This is a genomic window from Hymenobacter glacieicola, assembly GCF_014640315.1.
GTDB classification, from domain to species: Bacteria; Bacteroidota; Bacteroidia; order Cytophagales; family Hymenobacteraceae; genus Hymenobacter; species Hymenobacter glacieicola.
Genome location: NZ_BMGS01000002.1, coordinates 592,150 through 612,148, shown reverse-complemented (window position 1 = coordinate 612,148; position 19,999 = coordinate 592,150). Strand labels below are relative to the sequence as shown.

General features: G+C 59.6%; 20 protein-coding genes. 7 read left to right on the top strand and 13 right to left on the bottom strand.

Annotated elements, in window-relative coordinates; all coding sequences use genetic code 11:
* The first annotated feature begins 298 nt into the window (after nucleotides 1-298).
* A complete protein-coding gene (locus IEW18_RS05720) occupies nucleotides 299-2,410 on the top strand; it encodes a M13 family metallopeptidase (protein ID WP_188556853.1) in 2,112 nt (703 codons plus the stop codon).
* An 82-nt stretch (nucleotides 2,411-2,492) separates the two neighbouring features.
* Nucleotides 2,493-2,855 (top strand): hypothetical protein, encoded by a 363-nt coding sequence (locus IEW18_RS05715; RefSeq protein WP_188556852.1) that lies wholly within the window; start codon nucleotides 2,493-2,495, stop codon nucleotides 2,853-2,855.
* Nucleotides 2,856-2,865: 10 nt separating this feature from the next.
* On the opposite strand, the gene IEW18_RS05710 is transcribed toward IEW18_RS05715, so the two are convergent.
* The 3 genes from IEW18_RS05710 to IEW18_RS05700 all read right to left on the bottom strand — a co-directional run bounded on the left by IEW18_RS05710 (nucleotide 2,866) and on the right by IEW18_RS05700 (nucleotide 6,274).
* The gene (locus IEW18_RS05710; protein WP_188556851.1) at nucleotides 2,866-3,627 is read right to left on the bottom strand and encodes a peptidylprolyl isomerase; all 762 of its coding nucleotides are present in this window, start codon (nucleotides 3,625-3,627) and stop codon (nucleotides 2,866-2,868) included.
* 146 nt (nucleotides 3,628-3,773) lie between these two features.
* Entirely contained in the window at nucleotides 3,774-4,679 is a 906-nt protein-coding gene (locus IEW18_RS05705) for a manganese catalase family protein (protein ID WP_188556850.1), read from the bottom strand.
* 350 nt (nucleotides 4,680-5,029) lie between these two features.
* A complete protein-coding gene (locus IEW18_RS05700) occupies nucleotides 5,030-6,274 on the bottom strand; it encodes a zinc dependent phospholipase C family protein (RefSeq protein WP_188556849.1) in 1,245 nt (414 codons plus the stop codon).
* Nucleotides 6,275-6,532: 258 nt separating this feature from the next.
* On the opposite strand from IEW18_RS05700, the gene IEW18_RS05695 reads away from it, so the two are divergent.
* Nucleotides 6,533-7,564: a hypothetical protein gene (locus tag IEW18_RS05695; protein WP_188556848.1), complete on the top strand. Its 1,032-nt coding sequence runs from the start codon at nucleotides 6,533-6,535 to the stop codon at nucleotides 7,562-7,564.
* A gap of 230 nt (nucleotides 7,565-7,794) precedes the next feature.
* Here IEW18_RS05695 and IEW18_RS05690 read toward each other — a convergent pair whose 3' ends face one another.
* On the bottom strand, nucleotides 7,795-8,322 hold the full coding sequence (locus tag IEW18_RS05690; protein ID WP_188556847.1) for a CinA family protein: 528 nt from the start codon (nucleotides 8,320-8,322) through the stop codon (nucleotides 7,795-7,797).
* Nucleotides 8,323-8,442: 120 nt separating this feature from the next.
* A complete protein-coding gene (locus tag IEW18_RS05685) occupies nucleotides 8,443-9,741 on the bottom strand; it encodes an amidohydrolase family protein (RefSeq protein ID WP_188556846.1) in 1,299 nt (432 codons plus the stop codon).
* Between the two features lie 151 nt (nucleotides 9,742-9,892).
* Between IEW18_RS05685 and IEW18_RS05680 the strand changes: the two genes are divergently transcribed.
* Nucleotides 9,893-10,144 (top strand): acyl-CoA-binding protein, encoded by a 252-nt coding sequence (locus IEW18_RS05680; RefSeq protein ID WP_188556845.1) that lies wholly within the window; start codon nucleotides 9,893-9,895, stop codon nucleotides 10,142-10,144.
* Between the two features lie 84 nt (nucleotides 10,145-10,228).
* On the opposite strand, the gene IEW18_RS05675 is transcribed toward IEW18_RS05680, so the two are convergent.
* Nucleotides 10,229-10,516, bottom strand: a complete 288-nt coding sequence (locus IEW18_RS05675; protein WP_262891883.1) for a CDGSH iron-sulfur domain-containing protein — start codon at nucleotides 10,514-10,516, stop codon at nucleotides 10,229-10,231.
* 268 nt (nucleotides 10,517-10,784) lie between these two features.
* Complete coding sequence (locus tag IEW18_RS05670) at nucleotides 10,785-11,300, bottom strand: GNAT family N-acetyltransferase (RefSeq protein ID WP_188556844.1); 516 nt, start codon at nucleotides 11,298-11,300, stop codon at nucleotides 10,785-10,787.
* A gap of 155 nt (nucleotides 11,301-11,455) precedes the next feature.
* On the opposite strand from IEW18_RS05670, the gene IEW18_RS05665 reads away from it, so the two are divergent.
* The gene (locus IEW18_RS05665; RefSeq protein WP_188556843.1) at nucleotides 11,456-12,133 is read left to right on the top strand and encodes a DUF6565 domain-containing protein; all 678 of its coding nucleotides are present in this window, start codon (nucleotides 11,456-11,458) and stop codon (nucleotides 12,131-12,133) included.
* 186 nt (nucleotides 12,134-12,319) lie between these two features.
* Here IEW18_RS05665 and IEW18_RS05660 read toward each other — a convergent pair whose 3' ends face one another.
* Nucleotides 12,320-12,787: a hypothetical protein gene (locus IEW18_RS05660; protein WP_188556842.1), complete on the bottom strand. Its 468-nt coding sequence runs from the start codon at nucleotides 12,785-12,787 to the stop codon at nucleotides 12,320-12,322.
* A 130-nt stretch (nucleotides 12,788-12,917) separates the two neighbouring features.
* Here IEW18_RS05660 and IEW18_RS05655 point away from each other — a divergent pair, with 130 nt between their 5' ends.
* Nucleotides 12,918-13,541: a deoxynucleoside kinase gene (locus IEW18_RS05655; protein WP_188556841.1), complete on the top strand. Its 624-nt coding sequence runs from the start codon at nucleotides 12,918-12,920 to the stop codon at nucleotides 13,539-13,541.
* Nucleotides 13,542-13,748: 207 nt separating this feature from the next.
* Here IEW18_RS05655 and IEW18_RS05650 read toward each other — a convergent pair whose 3' ends face one another.
* The 4 genes from IEW18_RS05650 to IEW18_RS05635 all read right to left on the bottom strand — a co-directional run bounded on the left by IEW18_RS05650 (nucleotide 13,749) and on the right by IEW18_RS05635 (nucleotide 17,671).
* On the bottom strand, nucleotides 13,749-14,423 hold the full coding sequence (locus IEW18_RS05650; RefSeq protein ID WP_188556840.1) for a DUF2461 domain-containing protein: 675 nt from the start codon (nucleotides 14,421-14,423) through the stop codon (nucleotides 13,749-13,751).
* 100 nt (nucleotides 14,424-14,523) lie between these two features.
* A complete protein-coding gene (locus IEW18_RS05645; RefSeq protein ID WP_188556839.1) occupies nucleotides 14,524-15,279 on the bottom strand; it encodes a DUF547 domain-containing protein in 756 nt (251 codons plus the stop codon).
* Nucleotides 15,280-15,603: 324 nt separating this feature from the next.
* The gene (locus tag IEW18_RS05640; RefSeq protein ID WP_188556838.1) at nucleotides 15,604-16,437 is read right to left on the bottom strand and encodes an MOSC domain-containing protein; all 834 of its coding nucleotides are present in this window, start codon (nucleotides 16,435-16,437) and stop codon (nucleotides 15,604-15,606) included.
* A gap of 268 nt (nucleotides 16,438-16,705) precedes the next feature.
* Complete coding sequence (locus IEW18_RS05635) at nucleotides 16,706-17,671, bottom strand: YitT family protein (RefSeq protein WP_188556837.1); 966 nt, start codon at nucleotides 17,669-17,671, stop codon at nucleotides 16,706-16,708.
* 154 nt (nucleotides 17,672-17,825) lie between these two features.
* Here IEW18_RS05635 and IEW18_RS05630 point away from each other — a divergent pair, with 154 nt between their 5' ends.
* A complete protein-coding gene (locus IEW18_RS05630; RefSeq protein ID WP_188556836.1) occupies nucleotides 17,826-18,173 on the top strand; it encodes a DUF805 domain-containing protein in 348 nt (115 codons plus the stop codon).
* Between the two features lie 121 nt (nucleotides 18,174-18,294).
* Here the strand turns inward: IEW18_RS05630 and IEW18_RS05625 are convergent, their stop codons facing one another.
* Entirely contained in the window at nucleotides 18,295-19,962 is a 1,668-nt protein-coding gene (locus IEW18_RS05625; protein ID WP_229728608.1) for a S8 family peptidase, read from the bottom strand.
* Nucleotides 19,963-19,999: the final 37 nt, after the last annotated feature.

Sequence of the window (19,999 nt, the reverse complement as noted above, 5' to 3'; positions counted from 1 at the left end):
GGTGATTTAGCGATTCGGTGATTGAGTTACTGGAAAACGCTGGTCATCCTGAGCTGGCGAAGGACCTTATGACAGGAGCACGACATCGTAGCAACAACTCGCTTTGGCGTAGTAAGACCCTTCGCCAGCTCAGGATGACCAGCGTTTTTAAATCACCACATCACCATTTCACTGCCTTGAAGGCAAGGCGCAACGATATGGTGTTGCTGTTGCGTTCCACAGCGCAAGTAGCCGCGGCCAGGAATTTATTTTACCTTGCTGTACAGAACCGTAGTTCCACCTTACCATTTCCTTTTCCATGAAAAACCGCAATAGCCTGACGTTGGCGGTCGTAGCGGCGGCCGGCCTTTCGCTGGCAGGCTGCGCCTCCAGCAAAACCGCCGCGCCCACGGCGGCTGCTACTACGCCGGCTGCCGCTACCCCCGCTCCGGCTGCCGACCCGCAGGGAGTTGGCCTCAACGTGGCAAACATTGATAACTCCGTTAGTGCCTGCGACAACTTTTTCCAGTACGCCAGCGGCAACTGGCTGAAAAACAACCCCATTCCCGCTTCCGAAGTGCGCTGGGGCTCCTTTAACCTGCTGGCCGACCAGAACAACGCCGTAATGCGCCAGATTCTGCAGGAAGCCGCAGCTAACACCTCGGCCGCCAAGGGCACCAACGCCCAGCGGGTCGGCGACTACTACGCCACGGCCATGGACTCCGCCGCCATTGAGCAGGCGGGCCTGAAGTACTTGCAGCCCGAACTAGCGCGCATCAATGCCATCAAGGACCTTAAGGGGCTGCAAAACGAAATCGTGCGGCAGCAGCTCTACAGCACTGGGGCTTTCTACAACGCCGGCGTAGGCCAGGACGAGAAAAAGAGCACGGAGTACGCATTTCAGCTCTACCAGGGCGGCCTGACGCTGCCCGACCGGGACTACTACCTCAAGGATGATGCCCGCTCAAAGGGTATCCGCACCGCCTACCAGACCTACCTCACCAACACCTTTAAGCTGCTCGGCGACTCGGAAGCCGCAGCCGCTAAAAATGCCGCAGCCGTAATGCGCCTGGAAACGCGCCTGGCCAAGGCCAGCCGCAGCCGCGTGGCCCTGCGCGACCCGCAGTCGAACTACAACAAGATGACGGTGGCTGAGGCCAACAAGCAGTTCCCGAACCTGGGCCTGCCCCAGGCCCTGCAAGCCATGAAGCTGGGTACCGTGAAAACGGTCATCGTGGGTCAGCCGGAGTTCTTCAAGGAGGAAAGCGCCATGCTGAAGCAGGAGCCAATTTCTGACCTGAAAACCTACCTGCGCTGGCACATGGCTTCTTCGCTAACCTCGGCCTTGCCCAAGGCCTTCGGCGACGAGTCGTTCCGCTTCTCCCAGGTGCTCACCGGGGCCAAGCGCCAGCAGCCCCGCTGGAAGCGCATGAATGCCGCCACCGACCGCGCCCTGGGCGAAGCCTTCGGCCAGCTCTACGTGGACAAGGCCTTCACACCGGAAACCAAGCAGAAGGCCATGGAAATGGTGCAGAACATCCGGGAGGCCATGGGCGAGCATATCCGCCAGTCGGACTGGATGAGCGAGGCTACCAAGCAGGAAGCCCTCAAAAAGCTGAATGCCTTCACCGTAAAAATCGGCTACCCCGACCAGTGGAAGGACTACTCGGCCCTGACCATTTCGCGCGAGTCGTACCTGAAAAACGTGCTGGCGGCTCGGCAGTGGGCTTCCATGGACAACCTGTCGCACTACGGCAAGCCCATTGACCGCAAGGAATGGGGCATGACGCCGCCCACCGTGAATGCCTACTACAACCCGCCGATGAACGAAATCGTGTTTCCGGCCGGCATCATGCAGCCGCCCTTCTTCGACCCCAAGGCCGACGATGCGGTAAACTATGGCGGTATGGGCGCCGTAATCGGCCACGAAATCACCCACGGCTTCGACGACCAGGGCCGCCAGTACGATGCCGAAGGCAACCTGCGCGACTGGTGGACCAAGGAGGACGCCGCCAAGTTTGAGCAGCGCGCCGACATGGTAGGCAAGCAGTACTCGGCTTTCTCGCCCCTGGATTCGGTGTTCGTGAACGGTAAGCTCACGATGGGCGAAAACCTGGCTGACCTCGGCGGTCTGAACATTGCCTACACGGCCCTGCAAAAGCAGCTCAAGAAGCAGTATCCCAACGGCAACGTGCCGAAGTACGACGGCTTCACACCGGAGCAGCGCTTCTTCCTGGCCTGGGCCCAGATCTGGCGCACCAACGCCCGCCCCGAGTACCTGCGCCAGCAAGTTATGACCGATCCGCACTCCCCGGCCCAGTTCCGCACCAGCGGCCCGCTCATGAACATGCCCCAGTTCTTCGAGGCCTTCGGTTGCAAGGACGACGCCAAAATGGTGCGCGCCCAAGCGGACCGGGCCAAAGTATGGTAGGCTACCCAGCACCCGTAAACTGAAAGCGGCCCGCACCTTGTGCGGGCCGCTTTTTTGTGGCCCGCAGCGCCTACCTTGCCGTATGCAACAGCTTCTTCGTTTGGGCAGCGCCGGTATTTTGGTTGCGCTGCTCACCGCCTGCCAGCCTTCCCTGGAAGAAAAAGTCCGTAATCCCCAGCAGGGCGACGTGTACGTGGTGCAGTTTCAGCCTCAGGGCGCCCCGGCAACCCGCTACTTTTTCTACCAGCTCTACCGCGCCACCCCCGACAGCGTGTACCTGCATCCAGCCCGCCAGGATGCCGCCTCGCCGGATGAGGCCGCCCAGGCTACGTTTGCCCCGGAAAAAAATCTGCCTTACACCCGTGCGGAAGCCCTGGAACTGCTCCGGGAACAGCCTGGCGACGTACTGCACAGCCGCCTAATTGAGGTGCGCCGCGGAAAGTAGCACCGAAAAGCTACTGAACGACTTTGATCTTAATATCCACGTCCTGGTGGGGCCAGTGGTCGGTGCCGACGGGTTCGTTAGCAATTTTGTCGATGACGTCGAAGCCTTCCACTACCTCCCCGAACACGGTGTACTCGCCGTCGAGGCTAGGTACGCCGCCCTGGGTAGCGTAGGTGCGCAGCTGAGCAGGGGTAAGCTCCCGGTTGGTGCTAGACTGGGCCTGGTAAGGCGTCAGCTTTTTGCCTTGTACAATGTAAAAATCGTGGCTGGAAGACAGCTTGCTGGGGTTCTGCTCGTCGTCGTAGCGGGCCATGCCCACGGCACCACGCTTGTGGAAGTGCCCCGCCCGGATTTCCGGCGGCAGGCGGTAGCGGCTCAGGCGCATGGTCAGGTGGTCAGAAGTACCGCCCTGAATGGCAAAGTCTTTCACTACCCGGTTAAACACGGTCTGGTCGAAGTAGCCCTTGCGGCTGAGCAGCAGAAAGTTAGCCGTGTGCAACGGGGTGTCCTCGTAGAGCCGGATGCGCATGTTGCCGTGGCGGGTTTGCAGCAGCACCTCGCGCCCGGGGTACTGCCGGCCGTAGGGAAGTAGCAGCGCGGCCGCTGTGGAGTCGGTCAGGCTCATCAGGTCGGGGCCGGGTACTACGGGCGGGGGCGGGGTAGGCGCGGCAGTCTGCGTCTCGGGTTGGGTGCGGTTGCAGGCGGCTAGCAGCAGGCCTAACACGAGCAGCGTGAAAGACCGGGACTGACGCAGGGGTAGGGGCTGAAGCATGGGAAGGCAGCACAGGTGACAGGTTGCAATGATACGAACCCGGCCGCAGTCCGATAAACTACCCTGGCAAGCTGGGGTAATACCCAAAAAACCGGCTACCCCCGTAAAGACAGGAGTAGCCGGATGAAAGCTAGGCTGGAGCTGGTTTACAGCTTGATACCCATCTTCTTGGCAATGTCAGCAAACATTTGCGGGTCGTAATCGTCGGCGCCGGGCGAGTTGAGCTGGGGCTCTTCCTCCAACACGGGGTAGGGTACGCCTTCGAAACCACCCTGGATCAGCTCCAGGGGCTGGCCATCCTCGGGGTGCTTGCCGTCCCAGATGACGCCTGCCGTCTTGTAATCGTCGGGGCTAAAAGTGTACAGCTTCAGGTGAAGCTTCTGCTGATCTTGGAGTTTCTTGGCTTCCGGGAAGGCATCGTTGCTTAGTTCTGGCACCGGTACCAGCTTGCTTACTTCCACGCCCGTTAGCTTCTCCAGGGCTTTGGCGTAGGCTACTACGTGCACGCCGCCGCGCACCAGCAGGTAGCCTACCGCGGCGCGGGCGCAGGGGTCCGATACCATTTCGTACACACGCATTTTATTAGCGCGGGCCCCGCATTCGAGGAAGAAGTTATGGAGCAGATCCAGCTTCAGGTTGCCGCTGGCGTGCACATTCTGGCCAGTCCAGGGGTTGCCCATCGAATCGACGGGTAACGCAGACTGAGCGCTGGTCAGGAAGTGGTAGCTGTTGCGGGCATCTTTGGCATCGGCCAGCGGCGCGGGCACCGGGTCTTTGCCCCGTACCGTCTGGCCAGTCAGCAGCAGATTGATGGCGTAGGAAAGAGCCTCAATGTGGCTATACTCTTCGGCGGCGATGCTGCACGTAAGGTCATAGAACGGCCGCAACCGGTTCCGGCCCCGGAAGTTGAACGACTGAAACGTGTAGTTCATCAGGGTCGACATCTCCCCGTATTTACCGCCCAGCAGTTCCTGAATGGCGGCGGCATCGTTGGGAGAGGGATTCTTCGGTTTGGGTAGCTCAACGGCCAGCCGATCATAGCGCAAGATCATAGCAAATTGTGGTTTGGTTGGAGGACAACTAATCCGTCAGTTCGTCGCCGACTCTTTTGCTAACGACATTTTTGCAGCTGAGTTAGCGCAAACCCCGAATGTTATTCAGGGATATAGTATTGATAATAAAATAGTTGCATCGGAAGAAGTGGGAGCTTTATAGCAACAAATCCAGATGGTGTAAACAGCCATAACCACCCTGGCTAAGAACCAGCTATGGTTTGTTTAAGAATGTAAAGCGATGATTACAAAGCATATGGCAGGCTAATGCATCTTGCCGCCGTACAAAAAAAGTGCGGCCCGCTTTATAGTGGGCCGCACTTAGTTAATTGCGCTTTCTGCTGAGGAGATTACCAGCCTGAGCCCGCTGGGGAGCCCCAGCCGTCATCGGCTGGTTTCTTCTTTTGCTTGGCTGGCTTTTCAGTTTTTACCTTTTCCTTCTGGGCTGGGGCGGCTACTGGCTTGCTCTTGGTTTTGACTTTGGTAGTACCAGCTGGTAGGGCGGGGGCTCCGGCTACGGGCGTCGGCATGGGGGCCGGGGAAGCTTCCGCGTCGGGGGGAAGGGCCTGCATGTCCTTGGCCGCGTTAATCATATCGGGCCGCTCGGCTTCTTTGAACTTCTGCAGGGACAGGAGCAACTGCTGATCTGCCAGCCCGTTGTCCTTCCAGATTTTCATTTCCTCGTCCAGCTTGTCCTTTTCCTCCTTGCTGGGGGCTTTTTTCAGCAGGGCGTTCAGGTCGGGGCTGCCGGCGTCCTTCCAGGCCGTCATCCACATGGAGGCCACCATGGTGGGGGCCAGCTTCAGGCGGTAAGCTACCTGGCCGCCTACTTTTTCGTGGTAAGAGTCGGCAAAAGCATCGGAGTAGGAGCGGCGGGTTTTGCCGTACTTGTGGCTGAAGATGTACTTGGTTTCGGGCGTGTACTTGCGGGTAATTTCCTCCTCCTTGTCGAAGGTGTCGCCCAGAAAACCATAGGAATCCTGTACGGCCTGCCAGACGTCCTTGAGCGCATCCTTGGAGTAGTGCCCCGACTCGCTGTCGAGCTTGTACTTGGCAATGTGGCGCTCAGGCAGCTTACTATCCCACAAGGCATGAATACCCTCCTGCTTTGAGAGCTGCCCGTCGTAGTTAAGCGTCATGTTCAGGGGCACGTAGGCATCGGCTACGTAGTGGCCCAAATCGGCAGAAAGGGCAATGATGGCGGTCGTGTCGCGCTGGCGGAATGCTTCGGTTAGTTTGGCTTTGGTTTCCAGCACGGCCCAGGGCAGGGTGCCATATTTGCGCAGGGTGTCGGCCGTATACTTGGCCTCCGCCTTGTCCCAGGCCTTGGGCATGACGCCGAACGGGTCGTCGCCGTAGTGGTCCATGCGGATGAAGTGCTTGCTGGCTTCCAGCGGGTCCTGGCTGCTACGCTCGTCGGCGGCCGTGCTTAGCCGAATCAGTTGGGGCAGGTTGCGGTAGTAGAAGTCACGCATGGCCGAGGGCAGGGCGTACACCGAAATCTGAGTGATGGTGCGGTGACCGAAAAAGCCCCAGCCCGGGGACAGAATTGGGCACAACAGCACGACAAAAAGAGTGAGTAGAAGTTTTTTCATAACGGCAGTGCGCGGCAAGAGTAACCACCTGCGAAGTTACAACGGAAGCACTTGATGTGCTGATTTTTGCCCGGAAGTTCTCTGGCTCGCGCCGTTGCGGCGCCGCGGCTGAGGGTAGCCTCTACCAGTAGCCCTGGAGCCCCGGCCCGTCCGGCGGGCGGGCCTGGTAAGTCGCGGGAGCAGCCAAGAGCAAGCCGCGTGCGTACGCCCGCTAAAGCGTAGCTTGTGCTGCCAACATCCACTTGTCTGTTTGCCCGCGTGACCCTGATTTCAAAAAAGAAGATTACGTACGCCATTGCCGAGCCCCTGCGCCGCTACCTGCACCAGTACGACCGGGAAACCCAGTTGCCCGTCACCTACCTGGACCTGACGCGCATTAGTGGGAGCTTTCCGCTGCTGGATCGGCAGGGGCGCGATACGCTCTGGGAAACTGTGTTTTACGAGCCCCAGGCCCTGCGGGAACTGGGCGAAGGCCTTACCCAGGTGTACGCCCTGCTCAAAACGGCCGGCGACCTGTCCTTCACCGACCATCTGCTGGCCGACCGGATTGACTACTGCCGCTTCGGCAACTCCAATCCATTTCGGGTGCGCATCGTCAATCAGCTCAACGACAATTATGACTACTTCTACGTGAAGCGGGCCGATGCGTCCCGCGTGTACGGCCTGGAGCTGGAGCACCTGCTTTCGCCCAACAGCATGAACTACCTCGTGCACGGCGCTACCCTGATTGAAGAGCACATTGCCGGTATTCCCGGCGACGACTTTATCCGGGACCATCTGCAGCGGCCCCACCTCAACCAGGTGCGCATTGCCAAGGAGTTCGTCAAGTTTAACGAGCGGTGCTTTGCCCGCCTGCTCGGGGATATGCGCGCCTATAACTACGTCATCGACGTAACCCCCGACTTCGAGGATGAGCAGTACCGCGTCCGGGCCATCGACTTCGACCAGCAGTGCTACGAGGGCAAAAAGAACATGTACTTGCCCCAGTTCTTCAAGGATAACCGGGCCGTAGTGCTGCTGTGCAGCCAGCTGCTGACCGCCGAAACCATTCGGCAGTACCAGACGGAGGAGCGCACCCTGATGGCCCGCCGCGCCCGCTCGGAGCGCTACCGTCTGAAAGACCTGATGGACTGCCTTCGCCGGGATGAGGTGTCGCCGCCGGAAAAAGTCAGCCAGCTCAAAGCCCAGCTCAATCAGCACCACCACACCCAGGAGTTTACCGCCTGCCGCACCATGGGCGACCTAGTACGCCTGAACCTGCTGCTGATGCTCGGCCGGGGGAAGAAGTAAGAAGCTAGGAAATAGGAGCTAAGAGCCAGAAGCCAGAAGCTGGAAGTATGTACGTCATCCAGAGCATTCCGCGCCTCAGGCAGCGACAAGGGACCTTATCACGGTAGCACGACTAGTTTAACAGCCATTCGTTCTCGCGTGATAAGGTCCTTTGTGTTGCTCCGGATGCTGGGCTTACTTCTAGCTTCTGTCTTCTAGCTCCTGTCTTCTAGCTCCTATTTCCTAGCTTCTCACTTCATCTTTTCCTCAACGGCGGAGCCGGCGTGTTGCTGGGCGTGTTCATCAAGCAAGGTGTTGAGGTAGTCGAAGATGTAGTCAGCGGCTAGTTGGCGCACTTTGTCACAGTCGCCCTCAAATTCCTGGCGAAGCTCATAGGCGCGGTTCTGGTGCATGACGGTAAAGTACATGGTCCCCACCGGCTTGTCTTCCGACTCGGAGGCGCCGCCGCCGCACAGGCCCGTTACGGCCACGCAGACGTCGGCAGTGGGCAGGTGCTTGTGCAGGCCCATGACCATTTCGTTGGTTACCTGCTGGCTTTCGGCGGTGTACAGGGCCAGCGTTTCCTTCTTGACCCCCAACAGGCGCTGCTTGGCCGTGGGGTGGTAGGTAACCACCGAGCCCAGCAAGACCTCGCTGCTCCCAAAGGCCTTGACAAACTCGGAGGCGAGTAGCCCCGCCGTGCAGCTTTCCGCAAAAGCGAGGGTGAGCTTATACTGCAGAAACTTCTGCGCAAGGGAATTCAGATCGGAAGGCTTCATAGCGAGATTATGGAACAGAGTGCCTTCTGTACGCCAGGTAGCAGCTCAAATGTTATAGTCGAGCTGGCCTTGTTTCTTGCCGGAGTAGGTGCCAAATTGGCTTAACCGGCTCCAGAAGCACTATTCCTGCCGGTACACCACACCTTGTTTCATGACAAACCGCACGCGCTGCATAGCATTGATGTCCTGCACCGGGTCGCCTTCCACGGCCACTACGTCGGCCAGCTTGCCCGGCTCCAGCGTGCCCAGGGCCGGCGACTGGCCCAGCAGCTCGGCCGCGTTTACGGTGGCGGCCCGTAGCGCCTGTAGCGGGGGCATCCCGGCCTCTACCATGTAGCGGAACTCGAAGGCATTTACGCCGTGCCGGAACACGGAGGCATCGGTACCAAACGCAATTTTAACCCCCGCTTTGTAGGCCCGCCCGAACGTACCCTGCAGCTTGGGCCCAATGGCCAGAGCCTTAGGCGTCACCAGCGGCGGGTAGTAATTCGGGTTTTTAGTGGCTGAGTCGGCTACCGATTTGCCGGCCGTGATGGTGGGTACGTACCAGGTGCCGTGCTTTTTCATGAGCTGAATGGTTTCGTCATCCATCAGGGTGCCGTGCTCAATGCTGGTGACGCCCGCCCGAATAGCCCGCTTCATGCCCTCCGCCCCGTGGGCGTGGCAGGCCACGTTCAGGCCCAAATCGCGCGCGGCCTGCACCACCGCCCTGATTTCCTCTTCGGTAAACTGGGGCGCCGAGCCGTCCTTGGCTACGCTGAGTACGCCACCGGTGCTGGCAATTTTAATTAGGTCGGCGCCGCGCTTGTACTGCTCCCGCACGGCCTGCCGGCCCTGGTCGGGGCCGTTGGCCACCCCCTCGGCGGGGCCGGGCATACCCATCAGGTCCAGGCGGTAACCGTTGGTAGGGTCCATGTGGCCGCCAGTACCCGAAATGGCCTTGCCCGCCGTGAAGATGCGCGGCCCTACTACCTGCCCGCGGTTAATGGCATTGCGCAAAGCCAGGTTTACGCCCGAGCCGCCCAGGTCGCGCACGGTGGTAAAGCCCGCCAGCAGAGTTTTGCGGGCGTGCTCCAGGGAGCCAAAGGCCACGTCGGCGGGGTTCTGGGTGAATTCTTTGAGGTAGTTGTCCTTGCTGGTCTCGCCCTCCAAATGCACGTGGCAGTCGATGAGGCCGGGCAGCACGGTGCGGTTTTTCAGGTCTACTACGTTGTCGCGGCCGGTGGCGGGGGTGGTGTAGCCGCGCTCCACGGCTACCACCCGGCCGTTTTCCACTACCACGGTCATTTCGGTTTGGGCCCGGTCCTGGCGCATGTCCAGGAGGCGGCCGCAGTGCAGGTAGGTTTTCTGGGCCAGGGCTGCCGGCCCCAGCAGCAGGGCGCCGCCCAGGGTCAGGCCAGCGAGTAGTCGGTGTAGCATAAAAGCAGACGGGTGAGAAGTGGGAGGGGAAGATACGATACAGAAAAACGCTGCATGCAGCCTAATTCACGGCCAATCCGTATCTTTTGCCACAGTTCTGCCCGCGCAGAGCTCTTACCTCACCATTTCACTATCCCCCTCTCGTCACCGTATGGCCACTTCCGCCGACTTCGAAGCTGCCCAGCAGCGCGTTCAGCAGCTCCCCAGCAAACCCGACAACACCACGCTGCTGAAGCTCTATGCCCTATTCAAGCAAGCCAGTGAGGGCGACGTAACCGGCGACCGGCCCGGGGGCTTCGACTTTAAAGCCATTGCCAAGTACGATGCCTGGGCCGGCCTGCGCGGCAAATCCCAGGACGAGGCCCGCCAGGACTACGTAGATTTCGTGAACTCCCTGTTCTAGGCATTCCGGTTCTTTTACACAAGCAAGGCCCGCTACCAGATATTGGCAGCGGGCCTTGCTTATGGCAGGGAAAGTAGGCTGCAACTACGCCAGGGGCTGGTTGCCAGCATCCGGGGTGGCCGGAGTTGCCGGGGCGGGTGCGGCCGGCGCCCCACCGGGCGTGGGCAAATCAAAAGCTACGGCGTTGTGCTCGAAGTGGCCCTTGTGCGAGCCGTCGCAGAAGGGCTTGTTGCTGGAAAGCCCGCACCGGCAGATGCTGATTCGTTCCCGGCCGCCGAGGCCGTAGGGCTGGCCCTGGGCATCAACCAGCTCGAAATCGGTGCCCTCAATCCGCAGAGAGCCGTTGCTAAGGACGGTAAGTTTGGTAGCCATATGGTGGAAAGGTGAGATGTTGACTTGCTGAAATGGTGAAGTAAGGAGCGTATGAGATAGGCCGTACGGCTAAGCAGCGAAAAAGTGGTTTTCACGACTGAAACAACGTGTCCTGCTTTGGTCTGAGGTTTGGTTGGCGGAGCATATTTCTGGCTTCGTTGCTACCCGCAAAAGCAAAATAAGTGTAGAGGTCGAGATGCTTCGCGAGGCTCCGCCTACCTTATTCTTGCGCTGTTGGTGGCGCTTTGCGGGGCCTGGTGCTATACGGCTAGCGCAGCTCTTTGCGCATGACGTAGTCGTTCATCCAGTACGGCCCGATGGCAATGTCCTCTTCGCGGTGCAGCTGAAAGCCCAGGCGCTCATAAAAGGCCAGGGCGGGGTTGTGGCGGTTTACGTTTAGCTCCAGGGTCTGCCCGCCGGCTTCGCGCACGGTTTGTTCTACGGCTTGCACCAGCTGCTGGCCTAGTCCCTGGCCCTGGGCCGAGGGGAGCACATAAATCTTGTGGAGCTTGTAGAGCCCCTCGCCCGGCTGGGCCGAAAAGGACGCGTACCCAGTGGCTTCTCCTTCCACGTACACGAGCAGAAACGTGTGGCCCTGCTCCGTCATCTGACGCTCCAGGGAGGCCGGCGTGTAAATCACGCGGTACATGTAGTCGATCTGCTCCCGCGAAATAATAAAGCGGTAGGTAGGCTCCCAAGTAGCTTCGGCCAGCCCGATAATGGTCGGGATATCAGCTAGCGTAGCGGACTGGATGCGAAGTGGAGCAGCGGCGGAGACGGACATAGCGGGCAAAAAACGGCATTATTCGGCGCAAAACCGAACCCCAACCCCTGTTTCGCTCGTTTTGGGTCGGAAATTGCGTGCATCACGTACACGACTCCGGCCCCACGGCCGTTTAGCGTTTTCCTTTATCACCCACCCCGACGCGTACCTGCCTTATGAAGCCTTTCCTGTTTTCGCTTACGCTCCTGACGGCGGCCGGCCTGCTGGCCTCCCCGGCTGCCTTTGCTCAGCAAACCCCAAAAACTGCCCCTAGAACCGCAAAAGCGCCTTCTGCTAGCTCTACTACCTCCGGTGTAGAGCAGGATTTGCGCGTGTTCAGTGACTGGGTTAATGACAAGGTAGAGCAGGCTGCTACCACGGCCCGCCGCGAGCTGCCCCGCATTACGGAGGAGTTTGACCGCCAGAGCACCCGCATCGACAAGGCTGTGGACAGCCTCACGGTGGAGGGCAAACGTGAGTACACTATCCAGAAAGGCCGTTACAAGAAGTGGGCAACCCGCCAGGATAGCCTCGACGCGGCCGCCCGTCGCCCGGCCACGGCCCAGGAAGCCCAGCGCCGCCTGCTCGGCGAGGAAGTCAACATCAGCCGGGCCCGCCCCACGGAGCTGCCCGACCTGTACTTCCGCCTGGTAGAAAACATGCGCTCCGACAAAAGAAACTGGACCCAGGCCGACTGGAGCGCCGCTAGCGCCGTGCTAAGCCGCTTGAACGCCCGCTACGAGCAAGTGCGGGAACAAATGCCCCTGGAAGAGCGCCTGCGCATTCGCAGCCTGCAGGGGGAGTTCCGCACCCTGGAAAAAGCTCGCGACGTGAAAGACGTAATCCGGGAATAATCAATAATCCCGTTGGTTTAGACTTATTTGTACGAACAAGCGCCGCGCTACCCTTGGGTGGCGCGGCGCTTACTATTTATATGCCCAGTTCAAATGTCTAATACCCTAGTGGCAGACCAACCAACTGTAAGCGAAGGTGTTGCTCACCCCTCCCCCCAGCCGTGGAGGATGACTATAAGCTCCTGATTAGGGTAGAGACGTAACGGCCGGGTCGGGGGCGTGGTGCTCGTGGGCCAGCCACTGCCAGGCCGCCGGTAAGTTGTGGAAAAGCTGGATGGGTAGCTGCTGCCGCACCCGCTCAAAAAAATCTAGGCTTACAAGCTGGTTGTGTACCTCAGGTGCGAAAACGTACGCCATGGCCTGCAGACCCGTGTCCATGGCCTGGGGCAACCATTCGTACTCCAGCCAGTCCATAGCCTCGCTCCAGTCGCCGGTGGCTTGGCTTTTATCATTGAGCAGCAGGGGGTAGCGCAGGCGGGCGTGCAGGCCCAGACCGTCGCGGGCCACCCGGATTATCTCGCGCCCCGTCAGATTGCCAAACCACTGCACGTACAGAACCTGATGGGTTGGGGAGTGATGGAACTCTACCAACGGCTGGCCGTGGGCATCGGGCAGGGAGCCCAGGAATTCAAGAGGTAGCGAATGGGTAGCCACAACAAATAGCGAAGGGTGAGGATCATGCAGTATACCCAAAAGTATATTAACTCAGCCTTATCAGGTTTCGCTATTTGGTTCGGCTGGCATCCGCTATTTTTACCGCTCCGTTTTTTTCTGCGTTTCGCTCATGCACATTGCAATCGTCGGCAACATTGGCGCCGGCAAGACCACGCTGGCCAACAAATTGGCTCATCACTTCAACTGGGAAGTATTCCTGGAGGATGTGGACCACAATCCTTACCTAAAGGATTTCTACGATGACATGCCGCGCTGGGCGTTTCACCTGCAGGTGTATTTCCTCAACAGCCGCTTCCACCAGACCCAACGCATCAAGGAACTGCAGCTGGCTGGCAAAGGGGTAATCCAGGACCGCACGATTTACGAGGACGCCCACATTTTCGCGGCCAACCTGCACCAGTCGGGCCTCATGGCGGAGCGTGACTACCAGAACTACCTGAGCTTGTTCAACTCCATGATCAGCATGGTGAACCCGCCGGACCTGCTGCTCTACCTGCGCGCCGACCTGCCCAAGCTGGTTTCCCAGATTGACAAGCGTAACCGCGACTACGAAAACAACATCAAGATTGACTACCTCAAGCACCTCAACGAGCACTACGAGGAGTGGATTAGTGGCTACAAGCACGGTAAGCTGCTGATTGTGGACGTCAATAACCTCGACTACGTTAATCAGCCCGAGGACCTGAGCGTTATCATCGACAAAATCAACAGCACACTGTTCGGGCTCTTTTAAGAGGTAGTGCAGTAATTGAGTGAATTGTTGAGGCGAGGCGGAGCGGATGCCATCGGCCCCTTGCTCGCAGTACTACCCCTCAAGCTATAACAAGCCCATACTTCCAGCCTGGAGGTATGGGCTTGTCAATTCACGGGGGTGTCTGGCAAAGGAGGAAGAATGGCTTCGGCTGCCGCCTTGCCATCATGCACTGCATCACTACCTCTTCTATTCTTCTCGCATGGCCTCGTTGAGGAAGGTGACAAAGGGGCGTGCGGCCTGCCACGCGGCTAGTACCTGGGTAGGGAAGTCGGGCCGGCGTACTTCGACATCCGGGAAAGCGCGCCACACGAAAAAGCTTTTCAGGCGCAACCACTCAATATCCGGGTCGGTGCGGTCGTACCCCTTGGGTGCCGTTTTTAGCGCCTGCGACATGTCCAAGCCTTCAGGGAACTGGCTGAGCAGCGTGGCATCCTGGCGCAGGGCATGAAAAGCAGGGGCGTTGTAGTGAATTTCCTGGCGGATGCGCGCCAGCTGGGCCGGTTCCGGCATCCAGCGCCCGGCCCCCACGTAGGTTTCGCCGCCGGGCTCTACGGCCACGAAATACCCGGCCCAGGGACTGTGCCGGCCGCCGGGCTTGAAGCCGGCGCCCATGTGCCGCTTATACGGCTCGTCGCTCTGCTGAAACCGGTCGTTTTTGTTGATGCGAAACATAACGTCCGGAGGAGTAAGGCCGCGCAGACCAGGCTCCAGTTCGGCGGAAGCGTCGCGCAGTAGGGCCGCCACAAAAGCAGTGTATTCGGCGCGGGCCCGGTGGTAGTCGGCGCGGTGCGCGTCCATCCAGGCTTTGTTGTTGTTAGCGGCGAGGTTGCGCAGGAAATCCAGAACGAGGGGTAAGTTCATAGCAGGTAGGCGAAGGGAGCGGGCAGGGCATATACAACAACGCCCCGCACCGCTAGGCGGTACGGGGCGGCAACTGCCGGGGTTGGCCTGCCTGGCCGCCCTAGCGCTTGTTCAGCGCCTGCGTGCTGCTTAGCCCAGTCCGGTCGTTCAGGGCCCAGCTAAAGGATTGGAATTCTACCTGCGCCGTGGGCAAGATGGGCGTCCGGGCGTAGCGGTTGACAAATTCTATTAGCTGCGCTTCTGAACCGAATTCGGCAGAATACGCCTCGAATAAGCCAGAAAGCTGAGCCCGTTGGGGAGCCAGTTGGTTAAACGTTGGGTCATTGATAAAACGGCGGGTCTGCTCGTCCAACTGGGCAGGTAGGCGCGGGCCACTGTACGCCTCGGCCTGCACTGGTGCCCCGGAGGCGGCGCCGTACATCAGGGCAAAATGCACGCGCGGGTCATGAAACTGGTCGCCGAGCATGCGGCGCTCAATCTGGTTCAGCGAGTAGCTTTGACCGCCCACGTTTACTACCGGTACTTCCCAGGGCGACTTCAGGCCGCCGACGGTTTTCACCCGAATATCATTGATGCTGGCTACGGGGTAGTACTGCACCACTAAGTAGGCCGCCGCCGCGTTGTACATGTTCAGCCAGAAAGCCTTCGTATCGTTCGGGCTCCAGGAGGAGGGGTCGGGCTTTACTTTGCGTACGCTTTCCAGGTAAACCAGCAGCTTATCCTCGTCTTCCAGCAGCCCTTCGTAGTTCAGGCGGCCTTCAGCGGTTACGTGCTGGTGCAGCAGTTCATTCCAAGGCTCGTGCAGGATTTGTAAAGAGTTGTTGTCTTCGGCCCGTAGGAACAGGGGAGCCAGCAAGCACAGGCAAAAAAGAAGCAATTGGCGGGTCACAGGGCGGAACTGGCAATACATGCAATAAGGGGGCGCGGAAACTACGGGTAGCCAATCAGCAGGTGCAGCTATGCCGAAAGGGTATGCCTGCTAGCGAACCACTGTACTCACCAAGGCGCTCTTACCCCAGGAAGTATGGTTTGACCAAGAAGCAATTGAATTATCAAATATATAGCATTAAGGCAATAACCTATATGTTTCTTTAAAATTTTTGCATTCTACGGAGGCTTATATCAATTATGCTACCCCGTTCTACAGGTCTGAACCACCTAAACGCGCTGAATAGGCAGACTATCCTTTCAAGGTATCTATGCTGATAACGTCTCCTATCCGCAGGGTGCCTTGGCCGGGACCGGTGACGTTCTGCCCGAACATGACGCTGTTTTTGCTGCCCTGTGAGCGGTAGGAAGCCAAGGTGCGAAGCGGTTCCCCGAGTGGGTTTCTGGTGGCCGTCTGCTGGTCAATGGTTGTCAGGATGCACCGGCCGCAGCCCCGTACGGCGCGGAAGGGTAGTTCCCCTACCCGGAAACTATGCCAGGCGTCCTCGCCGAAGGGCTGGCCGCCGCTGAAAACCAGGTTGGGCCGGAACCGATCCATACCCACCGGCTCGGCCAGGCGGGAGTTCAACTCGCCCAACGATTCCTGACCAATGAGCAGAAAGGGGTAGCCATCGGCGAAGCTAACCAACTGGCCCTCGGGGTTATGCTCGGGCTCCACGTCGCGCCGCACCATGTCCGACATATACACCAGCTTGCTGGGCTGGCCCAGGGCCTCAGAAAGCCACTCGTCGCACTCGGGGCGGGCCCGCCAGGCGAAAACCAGGTCGTCCCAGATGGTGGCAAACAGCGTCTTTTCCGGGGTGGCTTCAAACGGCACGAACAGGGGTAGCAAATCGGGGCGGGCCTGGTGGCTGAGCAGGAAGCCATTGTAGGCGGGGGCCACTTTCAGGTGGGCCATGCTGGCGGTTTGCCGCTGGGTCATGAACTGATTCCGCTCATTAACGATCAGCCAGCGCCGGTCGTGGCGCAAACCGCGGGCTTCCACAACAGATTCCGTAACGCGAATCCCGCCCAGGGACTTAACCGGATAGATATATAGGTCGGAGAGAAGTAAGGGTGCAGCCATGCTGCAAAGATGGGAAATACTGAGGTGGTGAAGCGGTGAATTAGTGAGGTAGTGCTTTAGTGAGGTAGTAATGTGCTGTCAGGGCGAGCGGCGCGACGTCATTCTTTTTAACCAACAGGCTACCCCCTGAAATGTGACAAGCCCTTACCTCCAGCACGGGCGCAAGGGCTTGTCGGGTTAGGAGGATGGTCACAGAAGAAAGGAAGGATGGCGTCGGCTTCGCCTCACCACGACAGCACTTTACAACCTTACTAACTTACCCAATCACCTAATGAAGTGGGCGTTTCTTAATCATGCCACCTTTGGTGTCGCGGACGCTGTGCATGACCATGAAGGCCTGGCGGTCAATCTGTTCTACTTCGGCTTTAAGCTTGGATACTTCCAGGCGGGTAATGACGGTGAAAACAATATCAACGGGGTTGGGCTGCTGGCCGTGGTTGCCGAAGCCGCGCTTGCCGTTGTAGACCGTGGCCCCACGACCCAACTTCTCAGTAATCATGCGGCGGATGGCATCCGAGCGCCCCGACACGATGGTGACGCCGGTGTATTCTTCCAGGCCGTCAATAATAAAGTCGATGGTTTTGGCCGCCGAGAGGTAGGCCAGGATGGAATACAGGGCGGTTTCCATGGACAAAACCCAGGCGGCCACTCCAAAAATGAGAATGTTAAAGACCAAAATGATGTCGCCGACGCTCATGCTGGACTGCTTGCTCAGGTAGATGGCCATAATTTCGGTGCCATCCAGCACGCCGCCGCCACGCATGGCCATGCCAATGCCCGCCCCCAGGAAAAAGCCCCCGAACACGGATATCAGCAGCTTGTCTTGGGTGACGATGGGGAAGGGAACCAGGGCCAGCACCAAGGCCAGCGCCAGGATGCCCAGCAGGGTACGGATGGCCACGCCGGGGTCGAGCTGCCGCCATGCCATGAGCACAAACGGCAGATTAAGCAGCACAATAAGCACGGGCAGCGGCAAGCCAAAAACCCGCGTAATCAGCAGGGAAACGCCCGTTACGCCCCCGTCCAGGAAGCCGCCCGGCAGCAGAAAACTCTCCAGTCCGAAGCCCGCCGAAAACACTCCCACTACCATCAGCAGCGAGTTGCCTACCTGCCGCCGCCACCAGCGCCGGTCCTTGGCAGGGCGGGCTCCCGGGGCTGGCCGACGCCGGCGGGGTAGCTCGCCGGCAGGCTTCGAGCGGAGCTTGCGCAGGAACATGAGTTGGGGAATTAGCATGGGCAACACGGCAAAAGGTGAACATTAGGGGTACGCCGGGCAGGCTGGGAATGTTAAAAATTCGGGTGAATTAGTATGTTACGGTTGGGCTGGCTCGGAATTTGGAAACGGCGGCTACACGGGTGACATACGGCCCAGAAACGAATTGTAGGTAATGGCATTGCTGCAGGAATATCCGGTGTTGTGGGGGCGGCAGGGGCGTAGGGAATTTGCATTTGAAATAGCACCGGCCTTGTTGCCGCTGGTGCTGGCGTACGCGCTGCCGCCGGCCGGGCATTTGCCGCCCATGTGGCTAGCCTCGGGATTGTGGTTGGTGGCCACGGCGCTAGTGGCGGTGCTAGCGGTGCGCCGCCTGCACGATGTAGGCTACAGTGGCTGGTATGCGCTGCTGCTGCTCGTGCCCCTGCTCAACGGTGTACTGCTAGTGCTGCTTTTGTTGCAGCCCAGCCGCCCCCGTCCTACCCGTCGCGTGCACAAAGCAGCCTGGCAGCCAATGGTCTAAGTATTATTCCTACCTTGCTTGACACAGAAGCCCCGGGCCCCAGCGCAAACTCACCGTGGAGTGAATTTGCGCCGGGGCCCGGGGCTATTTAGCAAGTGCCTTAAGTGGCTTCCGTGACGGGTTACGGGGTAGGCTGCTGAGCCAGCTGCAGGGCGCGGTACAAATTCACCAGCCCGCCCGTCCGCGAGAGTTCCGAGAAGTCGACGAGGGTAGTGGTGCCAGGCTTGCGCACCTTCGTGTGGTAAGGCACCGCCGAATCCAGGATGATGCGCTTGAGTTGCACGGCCGTAAGCTGCGGGTAGTACGATTTCAGGACGGCGGCCATACCCGCTACCACGGGCGCGGCCATGCTGGTGCCGCTCAGGTTGCCGTAGCGGCTGCCGGGTAGGGTTGAGTAAATCTGGTTGCCGGGGGCAAACACGTCGACCTGCGTTTTGCCGAAGTTGGAGAATTCAGCCACCAGGTTTTCATCGTTGGTGCGGGCCGAGGCGCCTACCGTAATCATGTTGGGGATGCGCTGGCCACTGAGGTACACCGGAGCCGGAAACTGCAGGGTCTTGTCGAGGTCGGCGTTTTCGTTGCCGGCGGAATGCACCAGCAGCACGTTTTTGGTGGCGGCGTACTTGATGGCTTCTTCCACGGCCGGGCGCTGGGGTGAGTAGTACTTGCCGAAACTCATGTTGATGATCTGGGCCCCGTTGTCGACGGCGTAGCGGATGGCGTTGGCTACGTCCTTGTCCCGCTCGTCGCCGTCGGGTATGGCGCGCACGGCCATAATCTGCACGTTCGGGGCTACCCCCAGTACCCCCAGGCTGTTTTCCCGGTCGGCCCCAATGATGCCCGCCACGTGCGTGCCGTGCATGGGGTCGGGGCCGTGCACGTCGCGGTTGCCGTAGTCGCGCTGCTTGGTGTCCTCGGGCCGGTCGCCGACGATGGGGCGCGGGTTGTACTTCAGGTTCAGGCCGTAGTCGAGCTGGTCCTGCGTTTCCTTCAGGCCCCGCTTCATTTCGGCCAGCACATCATCCAGGGAAGCAAAGCCGGCCTGCTGCAAATTGGAGTACAGGCCCTGGGTAATCTGGCGCAACTGCGGGTCCTGAGTGGGCGGGTTGCGCAGGGTAGCCGTATCAAGGCGACTGACGCCTAAGGCCTGCTTGAGACCTTCGGCGCCCTGGGCGTTTTCGGTGTATGCCTGGTTGAACTCCTTGAGGCGCTGGCTGTTTTCCTTTACTTTGGCGTCGTAGCTCTTCTTTACCTTTTGGTAGAGGTCGAACTCGGCCCGCTTGGCCGCCGGCACGGCCGTGCGCACCTTGCCTGCGTACAGGGGCTGAAGTTTGGCCATCAGGCGAGTTTCCTCCAGCGTCTCCACGTTGATGTTGCGCCCATCGGGCCCGCCCAGAAAGCTCCAGCCCAGCATGTCGTCTACGTAGCCATTCCGGTCGTCATCCTGACCATTGCCGGCAATTTCGCGGCGGTTGTGCCAGAGCACGCGCTTCAGGTCCACGTGGGCCGTGTCTATGCCCGCATCAATTACGGCCACAAGTACCGGGGTAGAGGCCTTGCCTTGCAGCAGCTCCGTGTAGGCACGGCGGGCACTAATGCCCATCACGCCCCCATCCTGCTCGGGGTCAAGCAGATGCCATTGGGGCGCGGCCACGGCGGCCGGGGTAGCAGCAGGAGTGGCAGCAGCCGGCGGGGTAGTCTGGGCCGAAACGAAGGCGGGGAACAGAAACGAAAAACCCAGCAGCCGCAGCCGGGAAGAAGAAGGAAACGCCATGCAAGGGAAGCTCAAAAGCAGAAAGGAAAGCAGGGTGTACGCAAGGATCGGG